Origin of the sequence: Roseiterribacter gracilis, assembly GCA_018332375.1 — a bacterium.
GTDB classification, from domain to species: domain Bacteria; phylum Pseudomonadota; class Alphaproteobacteria; order BOG-932; family Roseiterribacteraceae; genus Roseiterribacter; species Roseiterribacter gracilis.
On the sequence record BOPV01000001.1, the window covers coordinates 2,172,509 to 2,186,354 of the forward strand.

17 protein-coding genes are annotated in these 13,846 nt (G+C 64.4%); 9 read left to right on the top strand and 8 right to left on the bottom strand.

The window, feature by feature from the left end; translation table 11 throughout:
• Window positions 1–28: 28 nt before the first annotated feature.
• Both TMPK1_RS10755 and TMPK1_RS10760 read right to left on the bottom strand, forming a co-directional pair.
• A complete protein-coding gene (locus tag TMPK1_RS10755; protein WP_420243009.1) occupies window positions 29–1,558 on the bottom strand; it encodes an MdtA/MuxA family multidrug efflux RND transporter periplasmic adaptor subunit in 1,530 nt (509 codons plus the stop codon).
• Window positions 1,549–2,046 carry a hypothetical protein gene (locus TMPK1_RS10760; RefSeq protein ID WP_420243010.1) on the bottom strand — a complete coding sequence of 166 codons (498 nt, stop codon included), beginning with the start codon at window positions 2,044–2,046 and terminating at the stop codon, window positions 1,549–1,551. The genes TMPK1_RS10755 and TMPK1_RS10760 overlap by 10 nt, the downstream gene beginning before the upstream one ends.
• A gap of 319 nt (window positions 2,047–2,365) precedes the next feature.
• On the opposite strand from TMPK1_RS10760, the gene coaA reads away from it, so the two are divergent.
• The 3 genes from coaA (at window position 2,366) to TMPK1_RS10775 (ending at window position 4,621) form a co-directional block, all read left to right on the top strand.
• The gene (coaA, locus tag TMPK1_RS10765; protein WP_420243011.1) at window positions 2,366–3,346 is read left to right on the top strand and encodes a type I pantothenate kinase; all 981 of its coding nucleotides are present in this window, start codon (window positions 2,366–2,368) and stop codon (window positions 3,344–3,346) included.
• A 537-nt stretch (window positions 3,347–3,883) separates the two neighbouring features.
• The gene (locus TMPK1_RS10770) at window positions 3,884–4,255 is read left to right on the top strand and encodes a response regulator (protein ID WP_420243012.1); all 372 of its coding nucleotides are present in this window, start codon (window positions 3,884–3,886) and stop codon (window positions 4,253–4,255) included.
• A gap of 54 nt (window positions 4,256–4,309) precedes the next feature.
• Window positions 4,310–4,621, top strand: coding sequence for a hypothetical protein (locus TMPK1_RS10775; protein ID WP_420243013.1), 312 nt, complete (start codon window positions 4,310–4,312; stop codon window positions 4,619–4,621).
• A gap of 124 nt (window positions 4,622–4,745) precedes the next feature.
• Here the strand turns inward: TMPK1_RS10775 and TMPK1_RS10780 are convergent, their stop codons facing one another.
• Window positions 4,746–5,141: a GxxExxY protein gene (locus TMPK1_RS10780; protein WP_420243014.1), complete on the bottom strand. Its 396-nt coding sequence runs from the start codon at window positions 5,139–5,141 to the stop codon at window positions 4,746–4,748.
• A 52-nt stretch (window positions 5,142–5,193) separates the two neighbouring features.
• Window positions 5,194–5,559: a hypothetical protein gene (locus TMPK1_RS10785; RefSeq protein WP_420243015.1), complete on the bottom strand. Its 366-nt coding sequence runs from the start codon at window positions 5,557–5,559 to the stop codon at window positions 5,194–5,196.
• Between the two features lie 102 nt (window positions 5,560–5,661).
• On the opposite strand from TMPK1_RS10785, the gene TMPK1_RS10790 reads away from it, so the two are divergent.
• Window positions 5,662–5,940: a hypothetical protein gene (locus tag TMPK1_RS10790; RefSeq protein ID WP_420243016.1), complete on the top strand. Its 279-nt coding sequence runs from the start codon at window positions 5,662–5,664 to the stop codon at window positions 5,938–5,940.
• Window positions 5,941–5,944: 4 nt separating this feature from the next.
• On the opposite strand, the gene TMPK1_RS10795 is transcribed toward TMPK1_RS10790, so the two are convergent.
• On the bottom strand, window positions 5,945–6,121 hold the full coding sequence (locus TMPK1_RS10795; RefSeq protein ID WP_420243017.1) for a hypothetical protein: 177 nt from the start codon (window positions 6,119–6,121) through the stop codon (window positions 5,945–5,947).
• Between the two features lie 169 nt (window positions 6,122–6,290).
• On the bottom strand, window positions 6,291–8,375 hold the full coding sequence (locus TMPK1_RS10800; RefSeq protein WP_420243018.1) for an elongation factor G: 2,085 nt from the start codon (window positions 8,373–8,375) through the stop codon (window positions 6,291–6,293).
• A gap of 231 nt (window positions 8,376–8,606) precedes the next feature.
• On the opposite strand from TMPK1_RS10800, the gene TMPK1_RS10805 reads away from it, so the two are divergent.
• Together TMPK1_RS10805 and TMPK1_RS10810 are read left to right on the top strand one after the other, a co-directional pair.
• On the top strand, window positions 8,607–9,473 hold the full coding sequence (locus TMPK1_RS10805; RefSeq protein WP_420243019.1) for an AraC family transcriptional regulator: 867 nt from the start codon (window positions 8,607–8,609) through the stop codon (window positions 9,471–9,473).
• Window positions 9,474–9,545: 72 nt separating this feature from the next.
• Window positions 9,546–9,947: a VOC family protein gene (locus tag TMPK1_RS10810; protein WP_420243020.1), complete on the top strand. Its 402-nt coding sequence runs from the start codon at window positions 9,546–9,548 to the stop codon at window positions 9,945–9,947.
• A gap of 98 nt (window positions 9,948–10,045) precedes the next feature.
• Here the strand turns inward: TMPK1_RS10810 and TMPK1_RS10815 are convergent, their stop codons facing one another.
• Window positions 10,046–10,258 carry a hypothetical protein gene (locus TMPK1_RS10815; protein WP_420243021.1) on the bottom strand — a complete coding sequence of 71 codons (213 nt, stop codon included), beginning with the start codon at window positions 10,256–10,258 and terminating at the stop codon, window positions 10,046–10,048.
• A gap of 10 nt (window positions 10,259–10,268) precedes the next feature.
• On the bottom strand, window positions 10,269–10,838 hold the full coding sequence (locus tag TMPK1_RS10820) for a hypothetical protein (protein ID WP_420243022.1): 570 nt from the start codon (window positions 10,836–10,838) through the stop codon (window positions 10,269–10,271).
• Window positions 10,839–11,029: 191 nt separating this feature from the next.
• Between TMPK1_RS10820 and TMPK1_RS10825 the strand changes: the two genes are divergently transcribed.
• From TMPK1_RS10825 to TMPK1_RS10835, 3 genes are read left to right on the top strand one after another with little or no spacing between them, the layout of a single operon-like run.
• Window positions 11,030–11,470 (top strand): hypothetical protein, encoded by a 441-nt coding sequence (locus tag TMPK1_RS10825; RefSeq protein WP_420243023.1) that lies wholly within the window; start codon window positions 11,030–11,032, stop codon window positions 11,468–11,470.
• Complete coding sequence (locus TMPK1_RS10830) at window positions 11,463–12,203, top strand: response regulator transcription factor (RefSeq protein ID WP_420243024.1); 741 nt, start codon at window positions 11,463–11,465, stop codon at window positions 12,201–12,203. Before TMPK1_RS10825 ends, TMPK1_RS10830 begins: the two co-directional genes overlap by 8 nt.
• Entirely contained in the window at window positions 12,190–13,713 is a 1,524-nt protein-coding gene (locus TMPK1_RS10835) for a sensor histidine kinase (protein ID WP_420243025.1), read from the top strand. The genes TMPK1_RS10830 and TMPK1_RS10835 overlap by 14 nt, the downstream gene beginning before the upstream one ends.
• The last annotated feature ends 133 nt before the right edge of the window (window positions 13,714–13,846 follow it).

Consider the following 13,846-nt stretch of genomic DNA (forward strand, 5'->3'; position numbering starts at 1 on the left):
TGCTCCCTGCGAAAGCAGGATGGCCTTTCTATCGCTGGGCGTTCGGCGCGGGCGCAGCAGGCGCAGTCGTGGACGGTGTCGCGGGCGCAGCCGCACCATCGGCGGGCGGTGCCGCGCGGCGGCGGCGTTCGCCAGGCTGTTGCGGCGCTCCACTTTCCGCCGGTTGTGCAGTCGGCGTCTGCGCACCCGGCGCCGCTGCGTTCGGCCCTTGTGCACCGGTTGCAGGCAGTGGCGGCTGCGAACCCGGCGCGCCGCGATTCTGACCGCCCGGTGCGCCGCCTTCGCGACGCGCACCACGGCCACCTGCGCCGTTGCCCTGGCCGGGGACAAAGTTCGGCGGCGTTTCACCCGGCAACAGCACCGCTGCGCCTTCTTTCACGCGGTCCGCGCCGTCAATGACGATGCGTTCGCCTTTTTGCAGCCCCTGCTCGATCGCGATTCGATCGCCGCTGGTCACCCCCAACGTCACCGGTCGCGCGGTGACGGTTTTGTCTTCGCCGACCACCCACACGAACGTGCCCGGCGCACCGCGCTGAACCGCAGCGGCGGAAATGACCGGCACGTCTTTGCGGACGTCGACCACCACCTTCACGTTGACGAACTGGTTGGGGAACAAAGCTTCGTCGTCATTGGCGAATTGTGCTTTCAGACGCACGGTCCCGCTGGTCTGGTCGATCTGGCTGTCGACCGCCGACACCACGCCTTCGCCGAGTTTCGTCTTGCCGCTGCGATCGATCGCAACCACCGGCAGCGTCGCGCCCGACCGCAAGCGCGGCAGCACCAGCGGCAGATCGTCTTCCGGCAGCGTAAACACGACGGTGATCGGCTTGGTCTGGGTCAGCATGACGACGCCGTTCGCGTCGCCCTGCGAAACGAGATTGCCGACGTCGACTTGCCGCAATCCGACGCGCCCCGGAATCGGCGCAACGATGCGCGTGTAGTCGAGATTGAGCGCAGCCGTGTCGACATTCGCCTGGTCCGACTGCACGACGCCCTTGTACTGGCGCACCAACGCCGCCTGCGTATCGAGCTGTTGCTTGGCGATCGAATCCTGCTTCGCCAGCGTCTGGTAGCGCGCGAGATCAATTTCGGCGTTGCGCAGCAGCGCCTGGTCGCGTTCGAGCTGACCCTTCGCCTGATCGAGCGCGAACTGATAGGGGCGCGGATCGACCTGCGCCAGCAAGTCACCAGCCTTCACCGTCTGGCCTTCTTTGAAACCAACCTGCACCAGACGGCCGGCGATCTGCGCGCGCAACGTCACCGTCGCAAGCGGCGTCACCGTACCCAAGGCAGCGCGTTCGACCGGCACGTCGCCATTCTCGACCGTTGCAACCGCAACCGGCGTCGGGCCGATGCCGCGGAAGCGGCCGCCCTGGGGCGGCGCCGACGAACGGGAGACGGCCAGCCAGATGACCAGCAGCACCGCAACGATCACTGCACCAAGCACAAGCGCGCGCCGGTCGCCCGTCAGGCGCCGAATCCAGGCACGCGTTCCAGCCACGTCGAACGCGTTACGGCGGCCGCGGTTTTTTTGTTGTTCGTACGGCGTCATCGGCATTCGCTCTCTTTGCTCTCTCTTCCACCGTCGCGCGCGTCGAGGCGCATCGACAGCAAACGCGGTTTTGCTTCTACGGTCAGGCGTTGGAAGTCCCGCACCCAACATGCTTCGAACCCGAGACGGTTCGGTCGCAGGTCAACCGGGGTTCCATACGTGGCGATCAGGCGCGGCTGAAGTCTTTCGACGTCGATTTGATGCGGCGGCTGGCTTCGCGCGGTGAGCGTGGCATTTCGGACAACAGAACGGCCGCCCGGGCCAGGAACGAACGCAACGCGCAGTCGATCGGTACCAAAGCTGCACAACAACGGCGCAACTGAGTCAGGAAGCCCCACCCGGTCGCAACGTCCGCCCGCTGCAACCGCAGCGTCCGCCGCCTGGGCACGGCTCATGTCGAGCATCACGCCCTGCAGCACCAGCTGGGGCGGCTCCGCCGAGGTCGCTGACGTCGCCGCCAGCATCAAGACCGCGCTCGCAGCGACCAGGTCCACGTAAAGCTCTCCAAAAAACCGGGTAGTTCATAAACCACTGCGGATGTACCGGCCGTCCCGGCCAGCGTCGACTGCAAGCTGGTGACGGAGTTCGACAGGTCCCGCACGCCACAGCTCAATAGCATGGCAGCGCGAAAAAAATGGCCGCGACGCCACAGCCTCCAGCGAAAATGCTTGGCGGCGGCCGCGCCCGCCTCGCCTTTCGGTGGACATAGGGACGAGGTCACATCGGTTGCGCCGCAACGTGCCGTAACCCCGCATCCGGCCTTTCTTCGGGTGGACTTCCACCGGCTGCGCGGAGTTGCGACAGTCCCGTCGCATGATTCCTGCCAGCCCAAAGCCCGCATCCTCGTCCGCCCAGGGTTCTGCCGGGGACGAGGCGATCTCGCCCTATCGTGTTTTCACCCGTGCCGATTGGGCTGCGTTGCGCGCCCACACGCCGCTGACTCTGTCAGATGACGAATTGGAACGGCTGCGCGGCGTCGGCGATCCGGTCTCACTCGACGAAGTGCGCGATGTATATCTTCCACTCACTAGGCTGCTGAACCTGCAGGTCGCGGCGTACCGCCAACTGCAGGTGCTGCGCGACGCGTTCCTTGGCCGGCCAAGTCAGCGTGCACCCTACCTCGTCGCCATCGCGGGCAGCGTCGCGGTCGGCAAAAGCACCTTCGCACGCGTGCTCGCAGCGTTGCTGGCGCGCTGGGTCGATCACCCGCGCGTAGCGCTGGTCGCGACCGACGGGTTTCTGTTGCCCAACAAAGAACTCGAAGCGCGCAACCTGATGCATCGCAAAGGCTTCCCCGAAAGCTACGACCAGAAAGCGATGCTGCGGTTTCTCGCCGCCGCCAAAGCCGGCGACGCGACGCTCAGCGTTCCGGTCTACAGCCATGTCGACTACGACATTCTGCCGGGCAAGTTCGACACGATCGAACGACCCGACGTGTTGTTGTTCGAAGGTCTCAACGTGCTGCAGACCGCGCCCGGCGTTAGCGTGATGGCGTCCGACTTTTTCGACTTCTCGATTTACGTCGATACCGACGAAGCGTCGGTCGCGGACTGGTTCCTCGAACGGTTCCTGCTGCTGCAACGCACGGCGTTCCAAAATCCTGATGCGTATTTTCACCGCTTCGCCGATATGGATCGCGAAAAGTCGATCGCCTTTGCGCGTGACGTGTGGCGCGACATCAACCTGCCGAACTTGCGCGACAACATCGCGCCGACGCGCGACCGCGCCGATTTGATCGTGCGCAAACAAGCCGATCATTCGATCAGCGAGATCCGGCTCCGCGGCGCGGTTTGATTTAGGCCCGCAGGGCCGCGCGGTTTTCATCGGCGGCGCTGAAAACCGGGAGCCGCTACGCGGCTAAAAACCGTTGCAGTCCTGCCACGGTACCCGCGACTTGGGCGCACGCGGTGCGATTTCAAACGCTACCTGGGAACGGACCAGCCGGTCGCGAGGTTCTACGGAACATTAGTGTCCTGGGAGGCCGACGATGCTCGCTCTGAAATCTCGCGTCCGGCACGCGTTTCGCGATGCCGAAATTGTGGGACGGTGTTTGCCCGGCCGCTACGACCGCGAATTCAAATATGATCTGCGGTACGCGGACGGAACCGTCCGCACCAATGTTCCCGAAAGCGAACTGGTGCGCGCGCAAACGGCGCAATTGGCACTCGCAATTGCGAGCTAGACAAGTTCGCGCGCTGCCGGAAACCACCGGCACCAAGCCAAGAAAAGCCGACCCAATCGCAGGGTCGGCTTTTTGCGTTCCGCACCACGACGCGGCGCCGGCCCATGAAAAACGCACAATTCTTTCGGTCTGCCGGCGTTGGCTGACGGATGAAACTGCTTGTCGTTGATGACGATCGTCACGCAGCCGAGACGTTGTGCGAAATCCTGCGCGACATCGGTCATCAATGCGTTGCGGCGATGACGACGGAAGCGGCGTTAAAGATCGGCCGGAGCGACGGAATCGGGCTTGCGGTGATCGACGTAAATCTGGGCGTCGGGATCGACGGGATTTCGCTGGCCCGCCTGCTGCGGACGCGCAGCGGCATTCCAACCCTGTTCATCAGCGGCTCGTCGAGCCCCGCAATTCAAATGTTAACGCGCGAAGTTGGTGTCGGATTCGTGCTCAAGCCTTTGACTCGTTTCGCACTCAAGAGTGCGGTCGAAGACGCGACCGCGCGGCTGGTGCGAACGCCAAGCTGACCGGACAAATTCAACGCTTGCCCGGCGGACAAATGCTGGGCTGACTAACGCTGCATGTTCCGACTTGAAGCCATTCTCCGCGATACGTGGGATCCGGCCGAACAGGCGGTCCACACCTACGCGCGCATCGCCCACGCGACCCGTCGCGTGCGCATCCCGGCGCAATCGTTTCGCGCTTTTGGCTATACCGGCGACCTCAGCGACGGCGACGCACTTCTCGCCTTCCTGCAGAGCCACCGCGAGCATATCGAAACCCACGGTGCCGCCGCGCTGATCGTGCATCTGTCGCACGGCTTCGAGCTGGGCAACGAAATCGACTGGACGCCCGACGGCTTCGTCGAGACTTCGTCCCCGTCACCGAGCTAGATCTGCATTAACCACCACGACCCCACGTACGCCACGGAGCACCACGATGCTTCCTCTGCGGCGACTGCGAGCTCGATCTCTATTGGCGGAAATCTCTGCTGCGCGCTTCGCGCGCGAATATGAATCACAAGAGGACGCGGCGGACGCCGTTTTTCAACAGAGGCACGTTGAAATTGATGAGCAAGCCAAGACGCAGGTTTGCAAGGCGCAGGTAGGTTCGTATTTGCGCTTGATGGACCGGCAGCAGCGACTCAACCGCTTTTACTTCCACCACCAAAACGCCTTCGACAATCAAGTCCGGTCGCAACGCGTTTGGGATGCTTTGTCCTAGATACGTTATCGAGAGTGCCTTCTGGCGCTCGAATCGAAGCCGGCGATCCGCCAATCCAAGGCAAAGACATTGCTCGTAGGCTGACTCACGCAGACCCGGACCGAACGCTCGGTGAACTGCGAAGGCGCAGTCCAGTACGCTTGCCGCAATGGCGTCGATCTCAGCCCCTGGCTCGGTACCGTGGTGCAACGTGGCGTTCGTGGCGTCGTGGTGGTTAAGACACTCCGCCACGGCCAATCGCCTATTCGGCGGCGAACGCCATCAGCTCGTCTTCCGACATTTTCGGCGTGTAGTCGAACAGGCTGCCGTTCCATAGCAGCGAGTGCAGCACCGCCTGCAGATCGTCGCCGCCTTCGGCGATGGCGCGGATCTCGTCGATCACGGCGCTTTCCTGGGCCGTCAGCGGCAGCAGCATGGTGCGCACCTTGTCGTCCAGCCGCGCCGCGCCGTAGGCGCCCCAACCCTGCTCGCGATAAAGGTCCAGGCCGCGCCGGATCCACCGCAGCGCCATCGCCTGGCGCGCGGATGACGACAGGCCGGCAGCGAATTGGAGGTCGCGGTCGGCATCTTGGTTGAGGTGAAATGGCAGCAGGACATGAACACTCACGGCGGCTTCCTTTCAGGCGGCAAAATCAGCGATTGGGGTCGTTGACTCGAACCCAGATGTTCTCTTTATGTTCTCTCCCACCGAATGTCGAGAGAGAAAGCGATGGCCGCGCCGCGCCCTGATCTGATTGCCCGCCGACGTTTCCGGTGCGCCGTCAAAGTCGCGCTGCCGGCCCCGCCCCAGCGCGGGCTGGGTCTTTATGATTTCCACGAGCAGCTGCGCCGCCTGTTCGGGCGCGACGGCTACGCGCTGGTGCCGTCCGCGTGGGACGGGACGCGCGAAGCGATGGCGGTGCTGTTCGACGACCCGGCCAAAGCCTTCTACGTCGCCGCCTGGGCCGACGCGCGCTGGCCGCGCCCCGAGCCGCCAAAACCAGCCTGAGCCGTTACGCCGGTCCCTTGCGGTCGCTGCCGTGCGGCAGGTTCTGCTTGTCGAGCGACGACGGTCGCGGCGAACCGGTGACGCGGATGTTGCCCGCGACGTCTTGCGGTGCCGGCACGTCGGCAAACATCGCCGGATCGTGCGCGGTCGGAATCGGGCGAGGATGTTTCGGATCGCGCATCAGACTCTCTCCAGCAACGCGTGAATGGGGGCGTCGAGAGAACGAGCGATCCGCGCGCCTGGTTGCTTTCTACAGCCGGTAAAAACAAAAGCGCGGAGTTGGCTCCATGCCACTCCGCGCTTTCGGTTGCGCGTGCGCCTCCCCGAGCCGCGCAAGTATGCCTGCGCGGCTAAGCTGCAATCGCGCGTTTTCGTTCTTCGACGATGCGATCAGCGAGCTTGCCGGTGACTTCCTGCAGATGATCAAAGCGCGTCGTAAATGTGCCGACGCCCAAGGTCGCGGAGCGAAGTTCGGTCGCAAGGTCGAGCGTTTCGCTCGCTGGCATGCGACAGCTCATTTCGTCCCACCCTGGCCAACCGTCGCGCGCTGCGAGTCCGACAATCTGCCCGCGCCGTCCCGATACGATGCCGTGCACTTTGGCGGTGAAGCCGTTCGGAATTTGAATCTTCAACTCCAGGATCGGCTCGAGCAGCACCGGGTCGCATTTCGGCAAAGCTTCCTGCATCGCCAGCCAACCGGTGGTGCGGAAGGCCTGATCCGAACTATCGACTGCGTGATACGTGCCGTCGACCAACGCGACCGCGACGTCGACCACCGGAAAGCCGAGCGGGCCTTTGCTCAGCGCGTCGCGAATGCCGAGATCGACTGCGGGGATGTAGTTCTTCGGAATCGCACCGCCGACGACTTTGTTTTCGAACGCATAGCCGGCACCACGCGGTTGCGGCCGGACTTCGATATGGACGTCGCCGAACTGGCCGTGCCCGCCGGTCTGTCGCTTGTGCCGTGCATGCTGGCGCACCGGTTTGCGGATCGTCTCTTTGTAGCCGACGCGCGGCGGTGCGGTGACCACCGCAACGTTGAAGCGGCTTTTCATGCGCTCGACGGCGATCGCGAGATGAATGTCGCCCTGCCCGTGCAACAACAGCTGGCCGGTGTCGCCGTCATGGCTGATCGACAGCGACGGATCTTCGTCGATCAGCTTGTGCAGACCGGCGGTCAGTTTGACTTCGTCTTTGCGATCGGCCGGTTGCATCGCGAGCGTGTAGGTCGGCTGCGGTGCCAATGGCCACCCGGCCGTTTCGATACCTTTGCCGTCGAGACCGATCCGTTGCCCGGTCAGCAGTTCGTCAAGTCGCGCAAGTGCGATGACGTCGCCCGCCACCGCCTCACTCGCCTTTTGCAGCTCGCCGCCGAACATCCGATAGAGGCCGGCCAAACGCCGTCCACCGATCGACATGCCTTCGCTGGCTTTGCCGTGCCACAGCCGCGCCAACGACAATTTCCCCGCATGCGGTTGGTGCAAGGTCTTGAACACGGTCGCGCTGAAGCTTGCCCCGGACCCCGATCCGGGGTCTGTGCTGTCGGGCACCGACAACCGTTTCGCAGCGCGCGACACGTCCGGCGTTTCGTGGCGCAGTGCCTTCCACAGACGACGCACGCCGTTGGAATTCTCGGCTGAGCCGAAGAAGACCGGCACCAAGGTTTCTTCGGCAACGTCCTTGGCCAGCTGCGCATAAATGTCAGCCGTCGCCGGCACGCGATCTTCAAGCAGCTGTTCCAGAATCGCGTCGTCGTAGTCGGCAATTGCTTCGAGCAATTCCTGGCGTGCTTCGCGTTCGCGCGGCACCGCCGCATCGGGCAACTCGACCAGATCTGATTTCTGGTTGGGCCGGAACCGCCAGGCGCGTTCGCTGACCAGGTCGACATAGCCGACCACCTGATCGCCTTCGCGCAGCGGAACTTCGCGCAGCACCAGCTTTTTGGGCGACACAAGCTGGAACGCAGCCAGCACGTCGCGCAGCCGGTGGCTGGTCTTGTCCATCTTGTTGACGAAGATCGCGTGCGGAATGTGCTGCGCGTCCAGGAAGCGTAGCCACGGCGCCAGCGACACGGCGCGATCGGGATCGCCTTCGGTGACCAGGATCACGATGTCGGCAATCATGGCGCAGGCCTGCGCATCTTGCGTCAGCTCGACCGAGCCGGGCGCGTCGATCAGCGTCCAGTGGTCACCGAGATACGTCGTGTGCGCGATGTTCGGTTCGATCGTCGTTTGTCGGGCGCGGGCTTCGGGGCCGTTGTCACCGACGCTGGTGCCGGCTGCGACCGCGCCTTTGCGCGGAATGGCGCCGGACATGTGGAGCAAGGATTCAAACAGCGTGGTTTTGCCCGCTGTATACGGGCCGACCAGAACGGCTGTGCGTGGACCGCCAGCGTTTTGATTGCCAGCATTCTGATTAAGCGTGCGCGTCGCCATCGTTCCTCCTCTGTCGAATGAGTTGGGTCGATTCCTGCGAGGCCGCACCCTTCTTGTGGGTGGAGGGCGCAAGGCCAAGCGTTGCACGCGATCGGGCGAGGAGTCGATGCGGCGCGTGGAGGTTTTTTTCGCTGCGCCTGCGCGTGCGGACTTCATACCTTTTGCGCAGGTGCGAAGCGGGCTTCGCGGCAGTACACTGGCGGTCCCGAGATCGGTCGAGGCAATGGACGGATGGTCGAGCCGCGCATCGTGCGCCACGAAAGCGACGACCATCGCTGGGAGATGGCCTTTCTGCCGCCGCCCCCGCTTCTGCGCCGCTACGTGCATCGCATTTGCGGCTATGACGAGCGCAGCGCCGTCTCGCTGTCACGCCGCGAATTGCCAAGCACCAACATCGCGCTGCTGTTGGAACTGGGTCCGCCGGTCTGGATCGAAGATCGCGCACAACCGGATGGCGCCTTCTACCGGCACACGGGCGGATTCATTGCCGGGCTCGACGATCGTCCAACCGTCACGCAAAGCGCCGGATCGCAGCGCGGCGTGCAGGTCGATCTGACGCCGCTCGGCGCGCATCGTCTGCTGCAGGTCAAAATGGCGACGCTCACCTGCCGCACCGTCACGTTCGACGATGTGGCCGGCGCGGACGGACGTGCGCTGATCGAGCGGCTGGCGAATGCGCGCGACTGGCCGGCCCGGTTCACGCTGTTGCTCGACTGGATGACGCCGCGCCTGCTGGCCGAACGGCCGGTGCAGCGCGAAGTCGAACATGCCTGGGCAAAGCTGGTCGCAACCGGCGGCCAGGTTGCCATCGAAGATCTCGCCAGCGACCTAGGCTGGAGCCGCAAACATCTGAGCGCGCGATTTCACGAAACCATCGGCATGGCGCCCAAGCCGGTTGCGCGCCTGCTGCGGTTCGAACGGGCGCTGGATCTGTTTCGCTGCGGCGGCGTGCCCGCGGCCGAGGTTGCGCTTGCCTGCGGCTATCACGACCAGGCGCATTTACTGCGCGACTTTCGCGGCTTTGCCGGCGCAACGCCGCGCGAACTGCTCAAGCTGGCCTTGCCCGACGAAGGCGGCATCGAGAACGCGACCAGGTAACAAACTTACAAGAAGCCGGTTGGCGCGCGCCGCTAGCGTCGCTGCATCGTTTCCCAACCAATGAGAGCTTCGATGTTGATCCCTGGTTTGCAATATCGCGACGCGCCCGGCGCAATCGAATTCATCACCAAGGCGTTCGGCCTGACACGCGGCATGGTCGTGCCTGGTCCCGACAACACCGTCGCGCACGCGCAGCTTTGGCACGACGGCGCATGTCTAATGCTGGGGTCCCGACGCAGCGATCATTGTGCGCAGCTCGATCCCAAACGGGCCGGCGGCGTTACGCACGCTGTGTATATGGTCGTCGCCGACATCGATGCGCATTACGCACGCGCAGTTGCTGCAGGGGCGATCGCGGTGGCGCCGCCGAAAGATACCGACTACGGGTCGCGCGATTATTCGGCGCACGATCCCGAAGGCTATCTTTGGCATTTCGGGACCTACCGGCCCGATCCGAAAGAAATCAAAGCCTGAACAGAAATACGCCCGCCTTTCACCCGGGAGAGGCGAAAGGCGGGCGTTCCGTGGCGTGCTGGGGAGAGCAAAACCAGCGTCAGGACGCCACGAAAGCATTAGCCTCGCGCAGCGAGGCTCCCCGCTTTCATTTCTCGAATTGAAATCCGGGAGGGCGGCAGCGCCGGCCTAGAGGGTTCAGGCTCGGGCATAGTGAAAAGCTCGTCGTCGCGGAAATAGCGGCGGCGCGAACGGCGCGGTGCAGCGCTCAGCACCAGCAGCGCCGACAGAAGCGACTCGTCGGTCGGCAATTCGAAATCTTGTTCGTCCATGGTCCTGTCCTTACCCGTTCGCGCGCCACAGCCCGTCGGGGCCGCGGCATGCAGTGCCGAGCGTTGTGGTGCGGCGGCCGTCGCTTTCGGCCGTCGCGCGATAGGTGCGGCACCAGCCACCTTCGCGTTCGAATGTTGTTTCGGGCGCGATGGTCAGCTGCTCGCCGTCATGCGCAGCCCAAGCAATACGTGCCCGGTCGGGCGCATATTCCAGCGCCTGTGCGACGCAGACCTGATCGGCCTCGTCCATCGCACGTCCGAGATCCGCGCTGATCAGCGCGCCCAACACGCCGCCGCCCACCGTGCTGCGTCGCGGCTTGCCTGCAACGATGTCGGTCGACAGTGCCGAGCGATCGCATGTGCCGCGATCGAGCCCGTACGGCGCCGGCATGACGCGCAGCGGCGTCGGCATCACGATCGATGCGATGGTTTGCGGCACGTCCTGGTGTGAATCCGCGGCTGCGTTCGCCGACCAGGCGATCGTGCCGACCGCCTGCACGACAAGCGCCGCGCTCAGCAGCAGCAGCAGCTTTGAGCGGCGCGTGCGCGGGGTCGTGGACAAGGTTGGGCGGTCGTTCATGGTGGCTGAACGGCAGTTGGCAAACGCCGCTCCGCTTTCACAAGCGAGGTCACGGGAATGTCGGCGGCGTCACAGCTATGTCACGCCGTGACCGTGGGATTTCGTCCACGGTGCGGAAAAATGACCGACCGGGAGACTTTCCCAGTCGCCGGCCGTTATTGCGCAGGATGTCCCTTCACCGCTCCCTACTCATGCTGCTGCCTTTGCTGGTTGCGGGCTGCGCCCAGCCGGCCCAACAGGCCGAGGTCGATTGGCGCAAATACTTGCCCAAAGACTACAAGGCGCAGCGCAGCTCGGTTTCGCCGCGCGTCGCGGGCGTCGCGCCCGCCGTGCCGCCCGGCGCATTGACGCCGCCCGATGATGTGCTGCCCGAGGCGCACCCGTCGGCGCTGATGCCAGCCAAGCTGGTCGGCCTGTCCGACGCGCAACTCAAGTCGCAGCTCGGCGTGCCGACCGAGGAACGCGAAGCGGGCGCGGCGCGGATCTGGACCTGGCGCGGTCGCGATTGCGCGGTCGAAGCCTGGCTCTATTACGACACGGCGCGCGCGGGTTTTTACGCGCTGGACCAACAAATGTCCGGCCGCGCAGTCAGCGTTGATTCCTGCTTACGAGGAGTGGCCAAGGGTGCCTGATCCGCTGCGGCAGATCGCGCTCATCGACGATGACCCGCTGTTTCGCGAGACCCTGTCCTGGAATCTCGAAGATGCGGGCTTTGCCGTCGACCTGTTCGAACAGGCCGAGAGCGCGCTCGATCATTTGACCAAAGGCTACGCGTTCGACGCCATTCTGCTCGACTGGCAAATGCCGGGCATGGACGGACTCGAATTCTTGAAGAGCTATCGCAAGGCCGGCGGACGTTCGCCGGTTCTGTTCCTGACTGGTTTGCAGCAGCCGATTTTCGAAGAACGCGCGCTGGCCGAAGGTGCGGTCGACTTCATCGAGAAGACGCGTTCGATCGGCGTCATCCTGCACCGGCTGCAGAATGCGATCGCCGCGGTGCGTGGATTGCCGCCCAATTCCTCTTTGATGGGCGACGATCTCGCCGACGGCAACGGCACCAACCCGCTCTCGATCGACGGTGCGCGCGTTGCATGGCAAGGCCAGCGGGTCGATCTGACCTTGTCGGAAGTCAAAGTCGTGCAGTTGCTCGCCAGCCGCGCCGGACAGGACGTCACCTATCGCGAAATCTACGACGTGGTGAAAGGCGCCGGCTTTGTCGCGGGTGCCGAAGGCGAAGGCTATCGCACCAATGTGCGCGCGATGGTGAAACGCATCCGCCAGAAATTCCGCGCGCTCGACGACGCCTTCGCCGAGCTCGAGAATTATCCTGGCTTTGGCTATCGGTGGCGCGATGGGTCTGCCTGAGTTGCAGGCATCGGATTTTCCCGGCGCCGCACCGCGCGAACTCGCACACCCCGAACAACGACGACGTGGCCGTTCGCTGTGGATCCGGCTGGCGCTACTCGCCGCTGTGTTCGTCGCGGTGCCGTGGCTGCTCTATGACCGGTTTCAACAAGCCGAGGGCGAGCGACAGGAATTGCTGCTCGAAGCAGTGCGCGAACGCGGCCTGGTGGTCGCAAAGGCGCTCGAGCCGACATTGACGCGCGCCGATTCCGTGCCGGTGTTCCGCTTACAAGAAGAGCTGACGCGGTTTGCCGGCAGCGGCGTCAATTTGAAATTGCTGTTCCGCCCCACTGGCGCCGAAGGCGGATTCTTCTATGTCGCGGCCGCGCCCGAAGTGCGCCCCGACGCGCTCGAACGCGAACGTGCGTTGCTGGCTGATATGGGCGTGTTGCAGAAACTCGCCGACAGTTGCGCCGGCACCGTGCCGTTGACGCGTCGTGTCGAGTTGCCGGGCCAGGCGCCCGAGCTTCTGACGTCGCTCACGCCGATTCAAACGCCGCGCGGCTGCTGGGTGCTGGTAACGGCAGAGTCGCTGGCGGGTGGGCGCGCGCATCTTGGCGAGTCCTATTGGCGCTTGCCGGAAGTGCAGCTCGCCGCGGCGGTGTATCTCGCGCTCGCGTTTCTGGTCTTCGCCATTCTGGCCGATGTGTTTCTATCGATCCGTGGCTTCGCGGCGACTGCGCGTGCGGTTGCGCGCGATCGTGCCGACGCACGATTTCGGGAATCGACCGGTATCGCCGAGCTGGCGCCGGTCGCGGCTGCATTCGATCGCATGGTCGACCGGTTGCGTGCAGCAGCAAGGTCGATCCGCGACGCGGCGGAAGAAAATGCGCACGCCTTCAAAACGCCGATTGCAACCATCCGGCAAGCGATCGAGCAGATGCGCCGACGCGTGTCGGCCGACGATCTGCGCGGCCAGCGCGCGCTGACCGCGATCGAGGCGTCGTTGGAGCGGCTCGACAATCTGGTTGCGGCCGCGCGCCAGACCGAACGCGGTGCCGCCGACCTGCTCGACCCGCCCGACGAACGGATCGACGTGTCGGAGATTGCGCGCGGCTTGGCGGCGCAGTTCCAAAAGATGCTTCCCGCCGATGCGCCGCATCTGGTTGCGCGCATCGCCGACCATGCGATCGCGCGCGGCGGTGCATCGCTGATCGAAGCGGCGCTGGAAAATCTGGTCGAGAACGCGGTCGGCTTTGCGCGCCACAATGTCGATCTGGTGGTGAAGCTGGTCGACGGCCGTGTCGAAGTCTGCGTCGCCGATGACGGGCCGGGTGTCGACGCGCAAGATCTGCCGCGCATCTTCGATCGCTATTTCTCCAAACGCGAAGGCGCGCGCGCCGAAGGCGGCAACCAAGGGCTCGGCCTTTGGATCGTCAAACGCAACGCCGAAGCGCTCGGCGGTGCCGTGACCGCAAAGAACGCGGACCATGGCGGCCTGGTCGTGGTGATGACTCTGCCGCGGGGGTAGATGTGCCCCGTTTGGCGAGGCACGAATAAGCAAACCGCCAAGACGCCAAGTGCGCCAAGCGGGCGCCAAGAGAGCGAGCACGCGGCGGCGCTCGTCGCATGGTTGCAAGGGATTTCCTGACGCGCTTCGCGCG